Raw genomic sequence first — 20866 nt, 5'->3', positions numbered from 1 at the left:
GTAATCTTAGCGACGATTTTGGATTCATTTTTATTTAGAAGGTTTAATATATGATAAAAAAAATAGCAGTATTAACCAGTGGTGGTGACGCACCGGGCATGAATGCCGCCATTCGCGGCGTGGTTCGTTCAGCACTTGCGGCAGGATTAGAAGTATACGGTATTTATGAAGGCTATTATGGGTTATATCATAATAAAGTGAAACAAATGACCCGTTATAGTGTTTCCGACATTATTAACCGCGGCGGTACTTTTTTAGGATCGGCGCGTTTTCCTGAATTTAAAGATCCTGCGGTTCGCGCTAAATGTGCTGAAATTTTACGTTCCCATGGTATTGATGCACTTGTGGTGATTGGTGGGGACGGTTCTTACATGGGGGCAAAATTACTGACGGAAGAACATGGTTTCCCTTGTGTCGGTATCCCGGGTACGATTGATAACGATGTGGCAGGGACAGACTACACTATCGGTTATCAAACCGCGTTACAGACAGCCGTCGAAGCCATTGACCGTTTACGCGATACCTCAAGCTCGCACCAACGTATTTCGATTGTTGAAATCATGGGACGTCATTGTAGTGATTTAGCTATTTCAGCGGGTATTGCTGGTGGTTGTGAGTATATTGTGGCATCGGAAGTAGAATTTAACCGTGAAGAGTTAATTCAACAGATTGAGCGCAGTATTATCAAAGGTAAACGTCATGCCATTATTGCAATTACTGAGTTAATTTGTGATGTGAATGAATTAGCCCGTGAAATTGAATCGCGTGTGAAACATGAAACTCGTGCTACCATTTTAGGTCATATTCAACGTGGCGGTACGCCTTGCGCATTTGACCGTATTTTAGGTTCACGTATGGGCGTTTATGCGGTTGATTTATTAATGCAAGGTAAAGGTGGCTATTGCGTTGGTATTCAAAATGAACAATTAGTTCACCACGATATTATTGATGCAATCAACAATATGCGCCGTGAATTTAAAGCGGATTGGTTAGCATTATCAAAACGTTTAGACTAATCTGTTGAATGATATTGAAGGAAAAACGGTGGAAGACTCCACCGTTTTTTTATGTCCTTAAAAAATCGGTCTTGTAAGACAGATAAACACATTTATTTTCGTTCCAGTAAACACAGCACTTCATAATGAGAAGTATGTGGGAACATATCAAATAACTGTACTTTTTTCAGTTGATAATCGCTCAAGTGGAGGACATCTTTTCCCATGGTTTCTGCATTACAACTGGAATACAAAATAAAGTGCGGTGCGAGTTGATTGAGAAATTGTGCCAGTTCTATACCAATGCCACGACGAGGAGGGTTAACGATCACAAGTTCGGGTGTGTCGTCTTGTGCCGCGGGAGATTGTGCTAAGGCGAAATGTTTAGCATCTAAAGATTGAAACTTTACCTGCTTTAAGCCTAATTTTTGTGCCGAGAGTGTTGCGGCTTCAATGGCTGAGGCGGAAATCTCAATACCGGTTAATTGAATTATGCGATCAGGGTATTGGGCTTGTAAGGCTTGTGCACAATGTAAGCCAAAACCTCCAACACCACAAAATAAATCCCATAGCCTGTGAACGGGTAGCTCTTGTACCCAATGTTGCGCAGTGCCATATAGCCCTTGTGCTACTTGTGGATTGGTTTGGAAAAAGCCTTGTGGGCGAATGAATAACGGAATCTGATTAAAACACTCTTCTAGCGTGTGTTGTTCCGTGAGAAAAATCTCTTTTTCCCCTTCTAAAATGGCGGCATGTTGCGGTTGAATATTTAAACTGACCACTTTTAATTGTGGCAATTTGGCTAATAACCCAGGCAGTTCGCGCTGAACTAAAGGCAATTTTTTTTCTGAACGGAGCACGAAGCGTAACATTAAACCGCCATCAAGTTGGCTTTCTGTTAACAAAATATATTTCAGTTCCCCTTTTTGTTTTTGAATGTTATAGGGGACTAAGCCTGCTCGTGCAATGAAATCTCTTAAAATCGTAAAGATGTTTGTAAAATGAGCTGGGTAGAGTGGGCAATCGGTTAAGTCCGCCTCACTTTGTGGGTGACTTAATATCGGTCGTTCTACCATCCCACTGACTGCCATTTTGGCTTTATTACGAAATCCTTGCAGTATTGAAGTATAAGGTGCTTGCCATTGAATTTGTGTACAATCCAGCTTTCGGAGTTGCTGTTGCAGATGTTGCTGTTTTTTCGCAAGCTGTGTTGAGTAAGGCGTCGCCAGCCATTGACAAGAACGACAATCGCCACGTTGATAATGCTGACAAGGCAACGCAAAAGAAGTAGAAGGAGATGACATAATTAATTAATGTTTGTTGGCTTTGTTATCAAGCCAGCGTTGTTGAAGTGCGGTCAATATTTTGCGATTTTCTAACCAACGTGAAGTGGCTTCCAATTCAGACCAACGAATAGTTTTACGTTTGAAAAGCTGCTGTAAACGTTGTTGACGTAGGGCAAAGTGCGGCTCTGTTTCAGAAAGTTTTAAATTATCTAACACTTGGATAACGCCTTCTCTTTCATTACACAGTAACAGTAAATCACAACCCGCCTGCAAAGATTGCTCACAACGTTGCACAAAATCCCCCATAAAGCCGGCGCCTTTCATACCGAGATCATCAGAGAAAATAGCACCGTTAAAGCCAAGTTGTTGGCGTAGTACCTGTTTTAACCAATATGCAGAACCACTCGCAGGTTGAGGATCGCATTGGCTATAAATCACATGTGCAGGCATGATGGCATCGAGCATATTTTGTTGAATCAACTGCTGGAATGGCTGAATATCTTGCGCAAAGATCTGTTGTTTTGGACGTTCATCATAAGGCGTTTCTAAATGTGAATCTGCAATCACATGACCATGACCCGGAAAATGCTTACCCGTGGCGGCCATTCCCACTTGATGCATACCGTCAATAAAGGCGCTGGCAAGGTTGAGTGTCATTTCTGCTTGTGAATGAAAACTGCGGTCGCCAATGGCTTGACATTGATGTCCTAAATCTAAAACAGGCGCAAAGCTGAGATCAATACCAAGTGCGGTCATTTCTGCTGCCATTTGCCACCCAGCTTGCTGTGCCATGTTTGTTTGTTGTACAGGATCATCGATTAAACAGGCAAAGGCTTGCATAGCAGGAAGTTGGGTGAAACCTTCACGAAAACGCTGAACCCGTCCACCTTCTTGATCCACCGTAATCAACAACGGCTTCTTGACGCGTTGACGAATCGATTGGATCAGCGCTTGCATTTGGGCGCGATCATGGAAATTCCGTGTAAATAAAATGAGCCCTGCTACTAAAGGATGTGATAACAGTTCGACTTCTTCTTGGCTAAGTTCTTGACCTTGTAAATCGATCAATAGTGTTGACATAAAAGACCTTATTTTAAGCGCAGATATAAACGGTAGTTTTGGCTTTCTGCAGTGGGTTTATTTAACGGAATAATGTATTTTTCATGCCCTTGCAAGCCTAATGGGTTATCTGACAGGGTGGTCGCTTGACTGACGCCCTGTTTGTCATACCAAAATACTTGGTAAGTTAATTGTATAGGCGTAGCATATTTATTTTTAACCCAAGCGAGTGTTGGCGAAACATGTGCTTCAACTAACTGATGCGCATCCGCCTCAATATTCAAGATAGGCTGATGTGTATGTAGCAGATTCACGGATTGGTGAGAACCACAACCCGCCAGCAGATAGCTTGAGATGAAAAGAGCGGTCAGTTTTTTCATTATTTTGCCAACATTCTACCAAGTGGTTCACCACCCACGAGGTGCATGTGCAAATGAAAGACTTCTTGTCCACCATGTTTATTACAGTTCACAATTAAGCGGTAGCCGTCTTCTGCAATGCCTTCGTCTTTGGCAAGCTTCGCCGCCACAGTAAAAAGGCGACCTAAACTGATTTCATCTTGCGCGGTAACGTCGTTAACCGTAGGAATGAGCTTGTTTGGAATAATCAGAATGTGAGTTTTTGCTTGTGGTGAAATATCACGAAAGGCCGTGACCAATTCATCTTGGTAAACAATATTCGCTGGAATTTCTTGACGAATGATTTTACTGAAAATCGTTTCTTCAGCCATGTTACTTATCCTTTTTCATTATGTGAAAATCTACGCACGTTTTAACAGAAAATGGCTAAAATGGCAATTTTTTCAGGACACTAGAGTGTAGCTTTTTGCTGTTTTAAAAATGAACTATTGCTGATTAAAAAATAGCTGTTAAAATCTTGTTATAAGTTATTTAAATTAATGTTAATTTGTTGAAAATTAAAATATTTTAACAATAAATTGATCTGGCGTAAGAAAAAATGGCTTTGGGTATTTTTTGAACAAAAAAGCGCTTTTATTTTGCACGAAAACTCCCTATAATTAACAAAAATTATAAAAAATAAAATTTTTTTAAATTATTGATTTATGTGACTCATCGTCATTAGGCATTATACGATATTCATGTAAGGGGATTTAAGGATGAAATCAGAAGAATCAACGTCAACCTGTATGGTGTCACCCACAAAGATGGCACAGATTGGCGAAGATGTCGGTGTTTATAAAGCCACAAAAAAACAAATCTACTCTTTCTTTTCTGCTATTCCAGCAGGGGCATTTATTGCCATTGCATTCGTTTTCTACGCAACCACACAAACCGGTAATGGTGATGCACCATGGGGACTCACAAAATTAGTCGGTGGTATTGTTTTCTCCCTTGGGGTGATTATGGTGGTGGTGTGCGGTTCTGAACTCTTTACTTCATCAACGATGACTGCAGTTGCGCGAGTCAGTGGTCGAATCTCTACTTTCCAAATGTTGCGCAACTGGCTCGTGGTGTACGGAGGCAACTTTGTCGGCGCACTTTTCATTGTGTTGCTTACTTGGTTTGCAGGGCAAATTATGGCTGCCAACGGGCAATGGGGATTAACCATTTTAAAAACAGCCCAACATAAAATTCATCACACTTGGACAGAAGCCTTTGCATTGGGTATTTTTTGTAACATTATGGTGTGTATTGCGGTATGGATGACTTATGCCGGCAAAACCTTATTAGATAAAGCGGTGATCATGATTTTGCCGATTTCGATGTTTGTGGCATCAGGCTTTGAGCATAGTGTGGCAAATATGTTTATGATCCCAATGGGGATGATGATCGCGCATTTTGCTTCCCCTGAATTTTGGCAAGCTGTGAGTTTAAATCCCGCGCAATTTGCTGATTTAGATATGTATCATTTTGTAGTAAAAAATTTAATTCCCGTGACCTTAGGGAATATTGTTGGTGGCGCCCTCTGTGTCGCATTAACACAGTGGTACATTAACCGCCCACATTAAGCAGTTTAGGTGTAAAAGTAACAATGTTACTTTTATGTAAGCGATGACAAGATTTATTTTCATTAATTAATAGAAGGTATTGAGTATGAGTCAATTAAATGAAACTCAACAAAAGGCTTGGGAAGGGTTTACCGGTGGCGACTGGCAAACAGAAGTGAATGTACGCGATTTTATTCAAAAAAACTATACACCTTATGAAGGGGATGAGTCTTTCTTAGCCGATGCCACAGAAGCCACAACAAAATTGTGGAATGATGTGATGGAAAAAATCAAAGTGGAAAATAAAACCCACGAGCCGTATGACATTGATTGCGATACGCCGTCAACAATCACTTCACATGCGCCGGGTTATATTGATAAAAGCTTAGAGAAAATTGTTGGCTTGCAAACAGATGCACCTTTAAAACGTGCGATTATGCCGTTTGGTGGTATCAACATGGTGAAAGGTTCTTGTAAAGTTTATCGCCGTGAACTAAAACCAGAAGTCGAGCAAATCTTTACTGAATACCGTAAAACCCACAACCAAGGTGTATTTGATGTTTATACACCCGATATTTTACGTTGCCGTAAATCTGGGGTAATCACAGGGCTTCCGGATGCTTATGGTCGTGGTCGTATTATTGGTGACTATCGTCGTATGGCTCTGTATGGTGCAGACTTCTTAATGAAAGATAAATTTAACCAATTTACGTCATTACAAGACAAACTAGAGCGTGGCGAAGATATCCAAGCAACGATTCAATTACGTGAAGAAATTGCGGAACAACACCGTGCTTTAGGCAAAATGAAAGAAATGGCGGCCTCTTACGGTTACGATATTTCGGGTCCAGCGACTAACGCACATGAAGCGGTACAATGGACTTACTTTGCTTATCTTGCTGCAGTGAAATCACAAAACGGTGCTGCCATGTCATTTGGTCGTGTATCGACTTTCTTAGATATTTATATTGAGCGTGATTTAAAAGCAGGCAAAATTACAGAACAAGAAGCACAAGAATTAATTGACCACTTAGTCATGAAATTACGTATGGTGCGTTTCTTACGTACCCCAGAGTACGATCAATTATTCTCGGGCGACCCAATGTGGGCAACGGAAACCTTAGCGGGTATGGGCTTAGATGGTCGTACTTTAGTAACCAAAAACAGCTTCCGTATCTTACACACCCTTTATACGATGGGACCGTCACCAGAGCCAAACTTAACGATTCTTTGGTCTGAAAAATTACCAGAAGGTTTCAAACGTTATGCGGCAAAAGTGTCTATCGATACGTCTTCTGTTCAGTATGAAAACGATGACTTAATGCGTCCTGACTTCCAAAACGATGACTATGCGATTGCATGCTGTGTATCGCCAATGATCGTGGGTAAAATGATGCAATTCTTCGGTGCACGTGCCAACTTAGCGAAAACCTTGTTATACGCAATCAATGGCGGTGTGGATGAGAAATCAGGTGACCAAGTAGGACCGAAAACCGATCCAATTACCAGCGAATACTTAGATTATGATGATGTCATGACGCGCTTAGACAGCTTTATGGATTGGTTAGCGAAACAATATGTTACTGCATTGAACATCATTCACTTTATGCACGATAAATACGCGTATGAAGCCGCACTAATGGCACTTCATGATCGTGATGTATTCCGTACTATGGCTTGTGGTATCGCAGGGCTTTCTGTCGCAGCGGACTCTTTATCTGCCATTAAATATGCGAAAGTGAAACCAGTTCGTGGTGATATCGAAATCAAAAATAAAGCGGGTGAAGTGGTTGGTATTGCAAAAGATGTGGCAATCGACTTTGAAATTGAAGGCGAATATCCACAATTCGGTAACAACGATAACCGTGTTGATGAAATCGCTTGTGATTTAGTTGAACGCTTTATGAAGAAAATCCAAAAATTGGGTACTTATCGTAATGCGACACCGACACAATCTGTACTTACTATTACATCTAACGTGGTTTATGGTAAGAAAACAGGTAACACCCCAGATGGTCGTCGTTCTGGTGCACCATTTGGACCGGGTGCGAACCCAATGCACGGTCGTGACCAAAAAGGTGCAGTAGCATCGTTAACTTCTGTTGCGAAATTGCCATTTGCTTATGCGAAAGATGGTATTTCTTATACCTTCTCAATCGTACCAAATGCCTTAGGTAAAGATTACGAAGCACAAAAACGTAACCTTGCAGGTCTAATGGACGGTTACTTCCACCATGAAGCAACGATTGAAGGCGGACAACACTTAAACGTGAACGTCATGAACCGTGAAATGTTGTTAGATGCAATGGAAAATCCGGAGAAATATCCACAATTAACCATTCGTGTTTCGGGTTATGCAGTACGCTTTAACTCGTTAACCAAAGAACAACAACAAGACGTGATTACGCGTACCTTTACTCAAGCGATGTAATTTGAGTAGGTGAATGGACATAAAAGCCTCTGTGTGAAAGCACAGAGGCTTTTTTATGTGATTAAACATTGACTTCTGTTCATACCAGTAGTGGTCTGGCTAGGTATCTTCCTATAATCAACGTATGATGACGCAAATTTTTGACTGACGATGAATAATTGAAGGACATTATTGTGAAAATTAATACACTTTCATTCGCATTATTTTGTTCACTAAGTTCGGCTGCTCTGGCACAAGATGTTGTCGTGTTTGGTGATAGTTTAAGTGATATGGGGCAAACAGGTTGGAATAAGAAAGCCTCTTATTTAAAGGCTGATGGAAACTATCATCACCTTTATGATGAATATTTAGCTCAAGCATTTGGGAAAAAATTAATACCTTCTACACAAGGTGGTTTGAACTACGCGTACAGCGGTGGGGTGATTGTTGGTGCACATAATACTAGAACAGCAGAACAACCTCATTTAGCACTAGAAAAGCAGATCAACGAGTATTTACATGCGCCAGTCAAAAAAGAAGCTTTACATATTCTATGGGCAGGTGGTAATGATTTGGCGACAGTATTAGCAACAGCAGTAACGAAGACAACACCTGAAGAGAAACAAGCCTACGTGTTAGCCAGTATTAAAACCATGGCACAAACGATGGCACAGCAATGGGGAGCATTACAACAGGCTGGTGTTAATCAGATCATCGCGCCTACGATCCCAAACGTGACTTATACGCCTGAATTTTTCGATAAATTGGGTGAAGCAGCCGGCGCACAAATCCAAGCAAAATCCTATGGTTTAATCAAACAATCGGATTTTGTCGCCAATTTTAAAGCGGCGGCTGAACAACTTTTAGTCCAACCAACCAAGAATTTGGAAGAATTTGAAAAACACCGTGTACAAACATTAGAAAAAGCAGCGGAAGATTTTTATAACAGTCGTTGGACTATTACACAGTGGACATTGTCTGCTGCAGGTTATAATGCCAAAGGTATTGCAGAGACATTAATTAAAGAATACAAAACCATTGTTGAACAGGCGGCACAAGCCACCGCATTCTTAAATGCCAGTATTACGTCAGCGTTAAACCAAGTGGGTGGAAATATTGTACGTATTGACACTGATGGATTATTAAAAGATATGATGACCCGTCCAGCAGAATATGGTTTAACGAATACGACAACCGTCGTTTGTAAAGAGAGCACCGCAGACCCAGCTAAACCGGCATGTAAGCCTGAGGATCAAACAGCTGCCAGTCAACGCTTATTTGCAGACAGTTTCCACCCAGGACCAACTGCACATAAAGCGATGTCAGATTATATTCTTAATGTATTACAGACGCCAAAGGACATGGGGATTCTGACTCAGATCGTTCAGCAGCAAACGGAGCTGGCATTGGATTTTATTCGTACTGAAAGTAATCGTCATCGTTTACAGCAACAAAGCGCACAGAGTATTGATACATTAGCCGCTTATCAGAAACAAAAAGGGGGGCATAGTTTACATGTTGGTGCTAAAGTCCAATTTAACCCTCAGTGGCAATTAGCGCTTGTTGCGAGTCAGCAGAAACAAGATGTGCAACAGGGGCTGATTAATATCAATACGCAAAATCGCGTATTAAGCACCGCACTTCGTTATGATGCAGATAATTGGTGGTTGGGAAGTGCACTCCAAGTGAATAATACAACATTGACAACAGATAGAGTGGCGTATATTGGACATTCGACTCACCAACAGTCAGCCGAAACCGAGGCTGAAAGTTTCAGCATGGGGTTATTTGCCGGCTATGAATGGAAATTCAAGGCGTTAGGTATTGCTTTGATTGCGGATCTCAATAAAACCAAAACGGATGTGGCTGGATTTGGTGAGCAAAACCGTGGCATCACACAAATGCAATTTGCCGCACGTACTGAAAAAAGTGTAAGAAGTGGTGTTGGCTTTGATTTACGTTATCAGGCGGCAAGCTGGCAACCTTATGTCACGACACGTTGGGTAAAAGAATGGAACAATGATTTACCTACCATCCAAGCGAGTTTGAATGGGAGTTCTTTTATGACTGTCTTGCCATCGCAAGATAACCAGTGGGTAAATATTGTTGCGGGTTTACACTTTAAACCGATAAGCAGTGGGTTCCATGCAAATCTTGCTTTTCGTCGTGATCTAGGACGTAAAAATGCGCTTTCAAACACGACACTCCAAGCGGGCATTGGTTTTACCTTCTAAAAAAAGCCAGCACACTTTTCTGCAGTCCGTATCTCACTCGGCATTTATTTAAGCGAATGCCGAGTATTTTTTTGTTGTGAGGACAATGTAATATAGTCGAATAATTCGCAACAATACGGCTAAATTTCGATTATAATAAGCAAAAAATGTTTAAGGATTGATTATGGCTGTTGTGGGAAGAATTCATTCTTACGAATCCTGTGGCACTGTTGATGGGCCCGGTATTCGTTTTATTTTATTTATGCAAGGTTGCTTAATGCGTTGCCAATACTGTCACAATCGAGATACGTGGGATTTGCACGCCGGCAAGGAAATTACTGTTGAGGAATTAATGAAAGAAGTGGTGACTTATCGCCACTTTATGAACGCATCTGGTGGAGGCGTTACCGCCTCTGGTGGCGAAGCGGTATTGCAAGCAGAGTTTGTACGTGATTGGTTTAGCGCTTGTAAAAAAGAGGGGATTCATACCTGTTTAGATACCAACGGTTTTGTGCGTAATTATGATCACGTGATTGATGAGCTGTTAGATGTGACGGATCTTGTATTACTCGATCTCAAACAACTGAATGATAAAATTCACCAAAACTTAATCGGTGTACCAAATAAGCGCACTTTAGAGTTTGCTCAATATCTAGCCAAACGTAATCAGCCTGTTTGGATTCGTTATGTTGTCGTACCGGGTTATACCGATGCCGATGAAGATATTCATTTATTGGGTCACTTTATTAAAGACATGAAAAACATTGAGAAAGTCGAATTATTGCCTTATCACCGTTTGGGCGCACACAAATGGGAAGCAATGGGTGAAAAATATGAACTGGAAGAGGTCAATCCTCCAACAAAAGAATCCTTAGAACATATTAAATCGATTCTGGAAAGTTATGGGCATATTGTAAAATATTAATTTAGCTTGTTAGGCGATGTAAGAAAGAGGAGCAGAATATTTCTGCTCTTTTTTATTTACACACAATTTCATCTGAAACGAATACACTTTGCCCAATTACAGCGAAGGACTTTATTCTCGGCAAGTGCGGTACATTTTAAAAAAGTTTTGCAAGACAGCGAAATAAACCCAAAAGAAGGCATGATATGCTGATGCTTTTCAACAAAACTCGCCACCTTATGTTTCAAGCTGGCTTTTTTGTTTAGCGATTTTTTGTTGTTCTCGGCGTTTTTGGAAAAAGGCACTGATTTTTTGGCTACATTCTTCTTGCAATACACCAGCGGTAATTTCTATCACATGATTCATTTTATAGTCATCAAAAAAATGAAAACGTGAACCGACGGCGCCTGTTTTGTAATCGGTCGCACCAAACACCAGACGTTTAATACGGCTATGTAAAATTGCCCCTGCACACATGGTGCAGGGTTCCAGGGTGACATACAACGTGGTGTTGAGCAGGCGGTAGTTTTGTAAGCGTTGCCCGCCTTGACGTAATGCGACAATTTCAGCATGTGCAGTGGGGTCGGATTCACTGATGGATAAATTCCACCCTTCACCTAATAGATTCCCCTGCTCATCGACTAACACAGCACCCACTGGAATCTCGCCTAATTGCTCTGCTTTATCAGCCAAGCGTAATGCATGACGCATCCATTTTTCATCCATGTCAGATTGCATCTTGACGCGACCTCTTACACAGAGAAAGGATATTTAATGGCATCGTGGCATTGATAGCCCGTGACCTTAAAATCGTCCATTGTCACCCAAGTTTCTAAATCTTCGAGGGTTTTAATCTCGGGGTTAATGTGCAATTGTGGCAACGGGAAGGGTTCACGTTTTAATTGCACATTTTTCATGAGATCAAGTTGATCTTCATAAATGTGTGCATTGATGATTTTGTGGTACGCCTTACCCGCTTTTTTGCCCGTAATTTGTGCCATCAAGGCAAGAAAGGTGAACACTTGAATTTGGTTGAAATTCAAGCCAAGCGGCACATCACAAGAACGCTGATAACTGGTGAGATAGAGGGTATCACCGAGTAATGAGAAGGTGTGGGTGTGCATGCAAGGACGTAGGCAACCCAGTTCAAATTCACCGGGGTTGAAGAAGGTCATGATTTCACCACGGTCATCAATGCCGTTGCGCAGATTATTGACGATTTTGCGCAATTGATCGACGGTTTCACCGTTCGGTTTGCGCCATGCACGCCCTTGTACGCCATAAACACGTCCCATATCATCGGTGCCTTTGCGGTGCGGATTATTGAGCCATGCACTGTTTTCATTAGCATTGGCATCCCAGGTTTTGGTGCCGAGTTTGCGGAAATCTGCCGCATTGTCATAGCCACGGATATAACCTAAAAATTCTGCAATTGCCGCTTTCCAATAGCTTTTGCGTGTGGTGATCAACGGAAATTGGTTATTGGCAACATCGTAGGTGAGATCTGCATCAATCACGGTCAAACAACGTTTTCCAGTTCGTTCATTTTCAACCCAAACACCTTCATCAACGATACGTTGGCAAAGTTCTAAATAGTGTTTCATAAAATTTACCTTTTTTTACCCGCACTTTGATATGCCACTAACATGATTACCGCACCAATGAGAATCATTGGTGTGGAGAGAATTTGTCCCATAGAGATGTGTTGACCAAAATATAAGCCTAATTGGGCATCAGGCTCACGGAAAAACTCAACGATAAAACGGAAAATACCGTAACCGAGTAAGAATAAACCAGCGGTTGCACCGATTGGTCGAGGTTTTTTGATATACCAATTCAGAATAAAGAATAGCACAATGCCTTCTAATACCGCTTCGTATAGCTGTGATGGATGGCGTGGTAAATATCCGCCTGATGGGAATAAGACTGCCCATGGCACATCCGTGACACGCCCCCACAATTCGTCATTGATAAAGTTGCCGATGCGTCCCATACCTAAGCCAAATGGAATCAACGGTGCCACAAAATCCGCCGTTTGCCAGAAACCCCGTTTTTGTATTTTAGCCGTGATTAACATGGCTAAAATCACACCAATTAAGCCGCCATGGAAAGACATACCGCCTTCCCAAACACGGAATAAATACGCAGGATCTTGTAAGAAATAATCGAATTGATAAAACAACACGTAACCAATGCGCCCACCTAAAAAAACGCCCATAAAACCGTTAAATAACAGGCTATCCACTTGGTCTGTTGTCCAGCCACTGCCTGTTTGGTTAGCACGTTTCACCGCAAGCCAACGGGCAAAGAGAAACCCCAGCAGATACATTAAGCCATACCAACGTAAACCGATAGGACCGATTTCAAAAATGACGGGATCAAATTGTGGAAATGAAAAATAACTCGATTGCATAAAATTCCTTTATTTTAGAATCATGTTGATAGCCAGGATAAGCAGCATAAGCGCAAAAGCTTTCTTAAGAATAGGCACGGGTAATATGGAAGTGACTGTTGCACCAATTTTTGAAGTAAAAATAGAAGTTAACGTAATGCCGACTAACGCAGGTAAATAAACATAGCCCATAGAATATTCTGGCAGCCCTTCTACTTTCCAACCCGCAATCATAAAGCTTAGCATACCCGCAATTGCCAATAAGCTCCCGCACACTGCAGAAGAACCAATTGCTTTTTTCATATCAATGCCTCTTGAATTGAGGAAGGGAACAATAAAACCACCGCCACCAATTCCAGCCGCGCTAGATGCCATACCAATAAGGATACCAGCTATGATGGTTGAGGCTTTGGTTAACGCTTTAGTGACTGGTTTAGGTTTAACGGAAAGAAACATCTTGATAGCAAGATAGATCACTAAACAAGCAAAGAGTCTTGCTGAAATGTCTTTGGGTAAATAGCTGATGAAGAAACCCGAAATAAAAGTTGTGATCATGATAACAGGGGCAAGCACTTTGACCACATCCCACACAACATTACCGAGTTTATGATGGCGTTGAGCAGAAGAAAAACCGGTAATCACAATGGTGGCAAAAGACGTGCCAAGCGCACAAGCCATCACCATCGCTTCCGGCACACCAACGTATTTAGGCATTAAATAAACGAGTACAGGTACAATGACAAGACCGCCACCGATGCCAAAAAGACCGGCTAAAAAGCCTGCAAATGCACCAACCGCCAGGCATATAAGAAAAAAGGTGAACATACTCAACCCCTTGATTTATGAAAATGTTTTTTTGAGTGCTTGGTTAAAAATGTGGATTTTTTTGTTGTGTGATGTGTCTTTAAATCACTTTCATTGCTTTTGCTCGATAAAAGATTTTCTTTCGCCCCATCAAAGAGGACTGAAGCAAATTCTTTCATTGCTTTACGATACACTTCTTTTTTAAAAGACACGACTTGGCGGACAGGATACCAGAAGCTGACCCAGCGCCAACCATCAAATTCAGGTGATTTACTGGATTGCATGTTGATATTTTTTTCATCGGAAACCAGCTGCAATAGAAACCAACGTTGTTTTTGACCGATACACACGGGTTTGCTGTCGTAACGTAACAAACGTTTTGGTAATTTATAACGTAACCAATGTTTTGAAATATATAATATTTTGACATCTTTAGGCGATAAGCCAACTTCTTCAAACAATTCCCGATACATGGCTTGCTCGGCGCTTTCATTGTCATTAATGCCGCCTTGAGGAAATTGCCAAGAATTTTGTCCGTATCTTTTAGCCCAAAGTACTTGTCCTTTACTATTGCAAATGACAATACCTACATTCGGACGGTAGCCATCGAAATCGATCACTAGCGCTCCTTTAATCTATCTATTTAATTCATCATAAAATAATCTGTCGATTGTTTCATATAATCATGATTTTCTCAACTGATAATCCAATTAAGCACAAGGTTTCTTATGCTTTTTGGCAAAATCTCTTCTTTTATGTATTTGAAATTATGATGACTTGTCTTCACAAAATGTGGATAACGTTGTTTATAACCCGCACATAAACAACAGTTAACCGTTAGTTAATAAGTAAAATATTTTATTAATCAATAGGTTAGGTGTATTTCAGTTTGGCTTCTCTTTTTTACACAGAGACATACAAGATCGTGCGTTCTTTATGATTTTTTGACATGACTGATGAGTAAAATCGGTATTTTCTTCCACTTTGACAACGTGTAGTCGTGCTGTTGTCAGAAAAATAAGTTATTCACGTTTTCTGTGGATAAAATTGTGGTTGAATAGAGGAATTCATTTTAGTAACTTATTTTGGTTAATTAATGCTCAATGTGATATGTGTTTATTGTCTTATAAATCAAATAGATAATGTTTTATGTTGCTTTTTTGTTAGTTGTGATGAATTAGTCATTTCTTGTGTTTGTTTTTTGGTCACTGGTTTTGTAGCGCTTCTAGATAAGTCTGCCAGTCAAAATATTGACCCGGATCGATTTTGCGACCTGGCGCAACATCGCAATGCCCCACGATCCGTTGTAATGTAATGTCTGGATAACTTGCCATAATCGCTTTTGTGAGAGTGATTAATGATTGATATTGCGCGACAGTGAAAGGCTGAGTATTACTTCCTTCTAATTCAATACCAATAGAAAAATCATTGCATTTTTCTCTTCCTTCGAATTGCGAGACACCAGCATGCCAAGCCCTATCATTAAAATTGACATATTGTGTAATTTCACCTTGTCGGTTGATTAAACAATGTGCAGAAACACGTAATGTTGCAATTTCTTTAAAATAAGGATGTTGTGTAGGGTTTAGTTTGCCTTGGAAAAAATCATCAATATAGTGTCCGCCAAATTGCTCTGGTGGGAGGCTAATATAGTGGATAATAAGTAGAGAAATGTCATGTAGATCTGGACGTTGATCATAATGTGGAGAAAGGACTCTTTTGGCCCCCTTTAGCCACCCTTGCTGAATATGTTGCTTTGTTTTTTTGGTCATAAGTGATCCGTTTTGCGATAAAGATCGAAAAAGTAATTTGTGTTTTTTCTGAGTAAACCTTTTTATTACATACTTCGTTGGCGAGAAAATGCCAGTCCACTCGTTGTGGCATTCAGCATTTTAGTGTGTCTTCGTTTATGTGACAAAAGGAGTTTTATATGAAAAAAGCCATTTTCTTTTCGATTAAAAAAGGGTTTACGCTAATTGAATTAATGATTGTCATTGCCATTATTGCGATTTTAGCCACGATTGCCGTGCCATCTTATCAAAATTATACAAAAAAAGCGGCAATCTCTGAATTATTGCAAGCCGCAGCTCCTTATCGTGCTGAGGTAGAGCTTTGTATCTATAATACAAATAGTACAACGAATTGTAATGCAGGAAGTCATGGTATTCGTGCTGATGCTGCAGCAAGTAAAAAATATTTAAAAGCCATCACGGTTAAAGCTGGGGTAATTACTGTCACTGGACAAGGGAGCTTGGAAGGAATTAGCTATACGCTGACAGCGAGTGGTAACGCAGCTCAAGGTGTTTCTTGGACAGTTAATTGTGGTGCTCAATCTGACATTTTCCCAGCAGGATTTTGCGCATAATGTTTCATGAGAATCCTTTGTGTACTGTTAGCGCAATGACAGGAGAGGTATTTGAAATCCAACAGGCGCTATGGCAAAAAAATCAGCAACAACAACGTTTTTTATTACGTTATTTTGCCTTGCCTTTACAAGAAGATGAAAAACAGTTGTGGCTTGGTGTGGATTCGTTAGCGAATTTATCAGCATGTGATGCCTTTTCTTTTTTAACGAATAAACACATTGAGCCTGTTTTATTATCAACAAATGAACTGAAACGGGCATTGCAGCAACTTTCCCCACCAAAATTACAGGTGGAAGAAAACATACCCACGGTTTATCAAGTCGCGCAATTAGATTCTGATTCCGCGACGGATGAACCTTTGATTCAATTACTTGATCAGGTTTTTGAACGTGCATTACAGCTACAGGCTTCTGACATTCATTTTGAACCACAACAGCATAGCTTACAAGTGCGTTTTAGAATCGATGGTGTATTACAAGTCCAGCCTTCCTTTTCAGGGATATTGGCTAATCGCCTGATTTCTCGTCTTAAATTATTAGCAAAATTAGATATTAGTGAAACACGCTTGCCTCAGGACGGTTGTTTCCAATTTAAAACGACATTTTCTGATACATTAGATTTTCGACTTTCTACGTTGCCGACGCATTTAGGCGAAAAAGCGGTATTACGTTTGCAGCGAAATAAGCCTATTCATCTCAGTTTTGCTGAGTTGGGGATGACCGCAGACCAACAACACAGGTTCCAACACGCGTTAAGTCAACCTCAAGGACTGATTTTAGTAACGGGACCAACAGGGAGTGGAAAAAGCATTTCGCTTTATAGTGCGCTAGCTTGGCTCAACAGCATAGAAAAGCATATTTTAACAGCAGAAGATCCGATTGAAATTGTGTTGACTGGGATAATCCAAACGCAAGTAAATACGCAAATAGGACTGGATTTCAAGCGCTTATTACGCACTTTTTTACGTCAAGATCCAGACATTATTATGTTAGGGGAAATTCGTGATGAAGAAAGCGCGTTAATCGCATTACGTGCGGCTCAAACAGGGCATTTAGTCCTCTCTACCTTGCATACGAATGATGCCCCCTCTGCCCTTACTCGCTTACAGCAATTAGGGGTGCCTTTGCATGAAATTGAACAAAGCCTATTACTTGTTGTGGCGCAGCGTTTATTGCGTCGTCGTTGTGATTGCCGTGTAGAGACACAATCGGCGTGTCGTTGCTATCAGGGGTATAAAGGGAGGATTGGGGTATATCAATTTTTACAAAAAGATAAAACAGGGTGTTTTGTCACGGATTTTAGTAGTTTACGCGAGAGTGCGAAGGAAAAAGTTCGTTTAGGCATGACCGATGACAATGAAGTACAACGTGTATTAGGTGAATGATGAAAAAATTAAAAATGTTTCGTTGGAAAGGAATAAATCGATTACAGCAAATACAAAAAGGAGTTATTGTGGCGGAAAGTAAAGAGATAGCACAGCAATCTTTATTACTTCAGGGCGTTCACCAACTGCATTTACAACGAAATTGGCAGCTTTCTATACAACCTAAATATACAGAGATTTGTGATCTGTTAATGCAATTAGCGATGCTATTACAAGCATCGGTTCCCTTGAAGGAAAGTTTACAGCTATTACAGCGACATGCTAGCAATATTGAGTTAACGCAATGGTTACGTCAGTTACTCTGTTCACTCGAAAGTGGATTTTCTTTTTCAACCGCGCTAGCTACACAAGATCGTTACTTAACAAAACAGGAATACCAATTAATTTCTGTTGGTGAATCGACTGGGAAACTACCGCTTGTTTGTGCACAATTAGCGAAACAACGTCAACAATCACTGGGGTTACGACGCAAAGTTCAGAAAATGTTGTTTTATCCAATGTTAGTGCTTGTTGTGACATTGATCTTAACGTCGTTGTTACTGCTGTTTATTGTGCCACAGTTTGCTGAGATTTATGCAAATCAACCTTTACCTGCGTTTACTGTGTTGTTATTGAATGTATCGGCAGGGTTACGTGGTTATGCTTTTCAATTGAGTCTCCTATTAATTTTCGGCTTTATTTTTTTGATGTTAAATGCGAGACAGCGAGTTGGACTATATCGATTAAAAAATTGTCTGCTTCATTTCCTTCCAATCTTTAAGAAAATTGCGCAACATCACGAGCTTATTCATTTTTGTCGTCATTTACATCTTATGCTTAGCTCGGGCATGCCTTTGCAACAGGCATTACAGATTTTTTTACCTACACAGAAAAGTGGTATAGCAAAACACGAGCTTACCGAGATGCGATTGGCTGAAGAAGTACAGTTAATGTTAAAGGGGATTGCTCAAGGTTATACGTTTTCTGAGGTTATCGGCTCCAACTTATTTCCGGAGATGGCACAACAGATGTTACATGTTGGTGAACAGACAGGGCGATTAAGCGAAATGTTGCAGTATATAGCAGAAAGTTATCAACAAAAGTTAGAGCACCAACTTGATTTACTTTCACAATTATTGGAACCCTGTTTAATGTTAGTGATTGGTTCGATTATTGGTGTCATTTTATTGGGTATGTATTTACCGATGTTTAATATGGGGGCATTGGTGTAATGAGATTATTTCTGATAGTAGCTGGTGGTTTGATGGGAGTATGGTGTCGTTATTATCTTCTGCATTTTCGTGATTGGGTCGCTAAAGATGTTTATGTGGAATATCAGGCATTGTTTGATACTAATTTACCTGATTTTAGTAAGGAAAACAGTCATTTGGCACCTTTGCACTGCGCATCTCATTGGCTCTTTTTTATAGCCTTTGCTTGCTTATTTGTGATGATGGACTGGTTATTTGAGATCCCTTATCAAGGTGTATTCATCGCCAGCTATGTGTCTATTGCTATTTGTATTGCTGTCATTGATTGGCGATATCAACTGATTTCAGTGCAGTTATGCTATTGTCTTTTCTGGATCGGCGTTGTGGCTGCTTATGTTGAAGTGAGTCCTCTTCATCTTGAACAAAGTTTACAGAGTGCATTAACAGGTTTTTTCGCTTTTTATTGTCTCTATCATTTGAGTAAAGGGATTTATCGTAAAGAGCTCCTTGGTAAAGGCGATTATTGGCTGATGCTTGGTTTAGGGAGTATGTCACACTTTGCTTGGTTGCCTCTGTGGCTGTTTCTCGCTTGTGTGATGGGGTTGGGTTATGTCTGTGGGTTAAGGATTAAAGGACAGAAAATAAAACAACTTCCTTTTGCACCTTTCCTGATACTCAGTGCGTTATGTGTTATCTTGCCTAATTGGTATAGTCCAAGTATGATGAGCAAGCTTTGGATCTAATAAGAGGGAAATCAATGACATATATTGTGGGACTCACGGGTGGTATAGGCAGTGGTAAAAGTACTATTGCCCATTTATTCATGGCACTTGGCGTACCTGTTATTGATGCAGATGTCGTGGCGAGAGATATCGTTACAAAAGGATCTGAACTGCTTGCCAAAATAGTCGATCATTTTGGTGAGCATATCTTATGCGAAAATGGCGAGCTTAACCGTGCGAAATTACGTGAGCGTATTTTTCGTCATCCAGAGGATAAAGTCTGGCTTAATCAGTTATTACATCCTGCCATTCGTGAAGAGATGGTGCGCCAATTACAGATACAAACGTATCCTTATGTATTATGGGTGGTGCCTTTATTAATCGAGAATAACTTAACTGCTTTTTGTCAGCGCGTACTCGTGGTTGATGTAGAACCGGAAACGCAGATACAGCGTGCGATGCAACGGGATAATAATTCGATTGAGCTTATTCAACATATTATGGCTTCACAAGTTGATCGACAAACACGATTACAATTTGCGGATGACGTGATCCAGAATGATGCGGATTTAAAGGGAAATTTACCTGTTTTAAAACAAAAAGTGCTAGAATTACACCATCAATATTTACAGTTAGCCAACGCGCAAAATGCGTAATGAGAAATTTATGACAGACGATATTTTCAGTGTGCCTTGTCCGATTTGTCAAAAACAGGTGGAGTGGTCAGATAAAAGTCCATTCCGCCCTTTTTGTTGCAAACGTTGCCAGTTAATTGATTTGGGGGAATGGGCAGCCGAGGAGAAAGCGATTCCTTGTGAGAGTGCAGATTTTGCGATGAACGACGAGCAAGAAGACTGGAGAGCACATTAATGCTTATTCAACATCAACAAACAGAGCAACAGGGTGTCTTTTTTTGTTTAGACCATGAGGGTAACAAAATAGCAGAGTTAACCTATTATTTTGTGGATGAAAAGACGATTAATGCGAACCATACTTATGTTTCAGAGGTGTTGAGAGGACAAGGTATTGCGGATAAACTTTATCAAGCATTGTCAGATTTCGTCCATGATAAGCAATTAAATTTGATCCCAAGTTGTGGTTATATTGCACTCAAATGGAAACGAGAGCAGCGAAAATAAATCCTCTAAGCAGGATAACACCTGCTTTTTTATCTTAAATCACACCTATCAATT

At 40.5% G+C, this 20866-nt stretch carries 22 protein-coding genes; 12 read left to right on the top strand and 10 right to left on the bottom strand.

The window, feature by feature from the left end:
* The first annotated feature begins 50 nt into the window (after positions 1 to 50).
* The gene (gene pfkA, locus CKV69_RS05965; RefSeq protein WP_005751062.1) at positions 51 to 1016 is read left to right on the top strand and encodes a 6-phosphofructokinase; all 966 of its coding nucleotides are present in this window, start codon (positions 51 to 53) and stop codon (positions 1014 to 1016) included.
* 92 nt (positions 1017 to 1108) lie between these two features.
* Here pfkA and rlmC read toward each other — a convergent pair whose 3' ends face one another.
* Genes rlmC through hinT form a run of 4 tightly spaced genes read right to left on the bottom strand, consistent with a single transcriptional unit; the run spans position 1109 to position 4070 of the window.
* On the bottom strand, positions 1109 to 2299 hold the full coding sequence (gene rlmC, locus CKV69_RS05960) for a 23S rRNA (uracil(747)-C(5))-methyltransferase RlmC (RefSeq protein WP_014326308.1): 1191 nt from the start codon (positions 2297 to 2299) through the stop codon (positions 1109 to 1111).
* 6 nt (positions 2300 to 2305) lie between these two features.
* A complete protein-coding gene (gene nagZ, locus CKV69_RS05955; protein ID WP_005722321.1) occupies positions 2306 to 3361 on the bottom strand; it encodes a beta-N-acetylhexosaminidase in 1056 nt (351 codons plus the stop codon).
* A gap of 8 nt (positions 3362 to 3369) precedes the next feature.
* Positions 3370 to 3720: a YcfL family protein gene (locus CKV69_RS05950; protein WP_005751066.1), complete on the bottom strand. Its 351-nt coding sequence runs from the start codon at positions 3718 to 3720 to the stop codon at positions 3370 to 3372.
* The gene (gene hinT / locus CKV69_RS05945; RefSeq protein ID WP_005727186.1) at positions 3720 to 4070 is read right to left on the bottom strand and encodes a purine nucleoside phosphoramidase; all 351 of its coding nucleotides are present in this window, start codon (positions 4068 to 4070) and stop codon (positions 3720 to 3722) included. Before hinT ends, CKV69_RS05950 begins: the two co-directional genes overlap by 1 nt.
* Before the next feature lie 387 nt (positions 4071 to 4457).
* Between hinT and focA the strand changes: the two genes are divergently transcribed.
* The 4 genes from focA (at position 4458) to pflA (ending at position 10836) form a co-directional block, all read left to right on the top strand.
* Entirely contained in the window at positions 4458 to 5309 is an 852-nt protein-coding gene (gene focA / locus CKV69_RS05940; protein WP_005755854.1) for a formate transporter FocA, read from the top strand.
* Positions 5310 to 5394: 85 nt separating this feature from the next.
* A complete protein-coding gene (pflB, locus tag CKV69_RS05935; protein WP_005722327.1) occupies positions 5395 to 7719 on the top strand; it encodes a formate C-acetyltransferase in 2325 nt (774 codons plus the stop codon).
* Positions 7720 to 7892: 173 nt separating this feature from the next.
* Positions 7893 to 9932 (top strand): autotransporter domain-containing protein, encoded by a 2040-nt coding sequence (locus tag CKV69_RS05930; RefSeq protein WP_014326306.1) that lies wholly within the window; start codon positions 7893 to 7895, stop codon positions 9930 to 9932.
* Between the two features lie 163 nt (positions 9933 to 10095).
* Positions 10096 to 10836 carry a pyruvate formate lyase 1-activating protein gene (gene pflA, locus CKV69_RS05925; RefSeq protein WP_005751070.1) on the top strand — a complete coding sequence of 247 codons (741 nt, stop codon included), beginning with the start codon at positions 10096 to 10098 and terminating at the stop codon, positions 10834 to 10836.
* 216 nt (positions 10837 to 11052) lie between these two features.
* Here the strand turns inward: pflA and tadA are convergent, their stop codons facing one another.
* The 6 genes from tadA to ampD all read right to left on the bottom strand — a co-directional run bounded on the left by tadA (position 11053) and on the right by ampD (position 15783).
* The gene (gene tadA, locus CKV69_RS05920; RefSeq protein WP_016504277.1) at positions 11053 to 11553 is read right to left on the bottom strand and encodes a tRNA adenosine(34) deaminase TadA; all 501 of its coding nucleotides are present in this window, start codon (positions 11551 to 11553) and stop codon (positions 11053 to 11055) included.
* A gap of 14 nt (positions 11554 to 11567) precedes the next feature.
* Positions 11568 to 12419: a thymidylate synthase gene (locus CKV69_RS05915; protein ID WP_005751072.1), complete on the bottom strand. Its 852-nt coding sequence runs from the start codon at positions 12417 to 12419 to the stop codon at positions 11568 to 11570.
* A gap of 5 nt (positions 12420 to 12424) precedes the next feature.
* A complete protein-coding gene (gene lgt / locus CKV69_RS05910) occupies positions 12425 to 13228 on the bottom strand; it encodes a prolipoprotein diacylglyceryl transferase (protein WP_005751073.1) in 804 nt (267 codons plus the stop codon).
* 9 nt (positions 13229 to 13237) lie between these two features.
* A complete protein-coding gene (locus CKV69_RS05905) occupies positions 13238 to 14032 on the bottom strand; it encodes a sulfite exporter TauE/SafE family protein (RefSeq protein ID WP_005722415.1) in 795 nt (264 codons plus the stop codon).
* Between the two features lie 2 nt (positions 14033 to 14034).
* Positions 14035 to 14631 carry an RNA pyrophosphohydrolase gene (gene rppH, locus CKV69_RS05900; RefSeq protein WP_005722417.1) on the bottom strand — a complete coding sequence of 199 codons (597 nt, stop codon included), beginning with the start codon at positions 14629 to 14631 and terminating at the stop codon, positions 14035 to 14037.
* Positions 14632 to 15216: 585 nt separating this feature from the next.
* On the bottom strand, positions 15217 to 15783 hold the full coding sequence (gene ampD / locus CKV69_RS05895; RefSeq protein ID WP_014326302.1) for a 1,6-anhydro-N-acetylmuramyl-L-alanine amidase AmpD: 567 nt from the start codon (positions 15781 to 15783) through the stop codon (positions 15217 to 15219).
* A 158-nt stretch (positions 15784 to 15941) separates the two neighbouring features.
* Here ampD and ppdD point away from each other — a divergent pair, with 158 nt between their 5' ends.
* The 7 genes from ppdD to CKV69_RS05860 are packed head-to-tail and all read left to right on the top strand — an operon-like array spanning position 15942 to position 20812.
* A complete protein-coding gene (gene ppdD, locus CKV69_RS05890; protein WP_005741096.1) occupies positions 15942 to 16376 on the top strand; it encodes a prepilin peptidase-dependent pilin in 435 nt (144 codons plus the stop codon).
* Positions 16376 to 17761 (top strand): GspE/PulE family protein, encoded by a 1386-nt coding sequence (locus CKV69_RS05885; RefSeq protein WP_016504529.1) that lies wholly within the window; start codon positions 16376 to 16378, stop codon positions 17759 to 17761. The genes ppdD and CKV69_RS05885 overlap by 1 nt, the downstream gene beginning before the upstream one ends.
* The gene (locus CKV69_RS05880; RefSeq protein ID WP_014326300.1) at positions 17761 to 18972 is read left to right on the top strand and encodes a type II secretion system F family protein; all 1212 of its coding nucleotides are present in this window, start codon (positions 17761 to 17763) and stop codon (positions 18970 to 18972) included. Before CKV69_RS05885 ends, CKV69_RS05880 begins: the two co-directional genes overlap by 1 nt.
* Positions 18972 to 19694 (top strand): prepilin peptidase, encoded by a 723-nt coding sequence (locus CKV69_RS05875; RefSeq protein WP_014326299.1) that lies wholly within the window; start codon positions 18972 to 18974, stop codon positions 19692 to 19694. The genes CKV69_RS05880 and CKV69_RS05875 overlap by 1 nt, the downstream gene beginning before the upstream one ends.
* Positions 19695 to 19708: 14 nt before the next feature.
* On the top strand, positions 19709 to 20329 hold the full coding sequence (coaE, locus tag CKV69_RS05870; RefSeq protein WP_014326298.1) for a dephospho-CoA kinase: 621 nt from the start codon (positions 19709 to 19711) through the stop codon (positions 20327 to 20329).
* A 10-nt stretch (positions 20330 to 20339) separates the two neighbouring features.
* The gene (gene yacG, locus CKV69_RS05865) at positions 20340 to 20543 is read left to right on the top strand and encodes a DNA gyrase inhibitor YacG (protein ID WP_005719879.1); all 204 of its coding nucleotides are present in this window, start codon (positions 20340 to 20342) and stop codon (positions 20541 to 20543) included.
* Positions 20543 to 20812 (top strand): GNAT family N-acetyltransferase, encoded by a 270-nt coding sequence (locus CKV69_RS05860; RefSeq protein ID WP_005722568.1) that lies wholly within the window; start codon positions 20543 to 20545, stop codon positions 20810 to 20812. Before yacG ends, CKV69_RS05860 begins: the two co-directional genes overlap by 1 nt.
* Positions 20813 to 20866: the final 54 nt, after the last annotated feature.

It is taken from the genome of Pasteurella multocida (assembly GCF_900187275.1).
Classification (GTDB): Bacteria; Pseudomonadota; Gammaproteobacteria; order Enterobacterales; family Pasteurellaceae; genus Pasteurella; species Pasteurella multocida.
The sequence above is the reverse complement of the archived record's forward strand: the minus strand, read 5'-3'. Positions and strand labels throughout refer to the sequence as shown.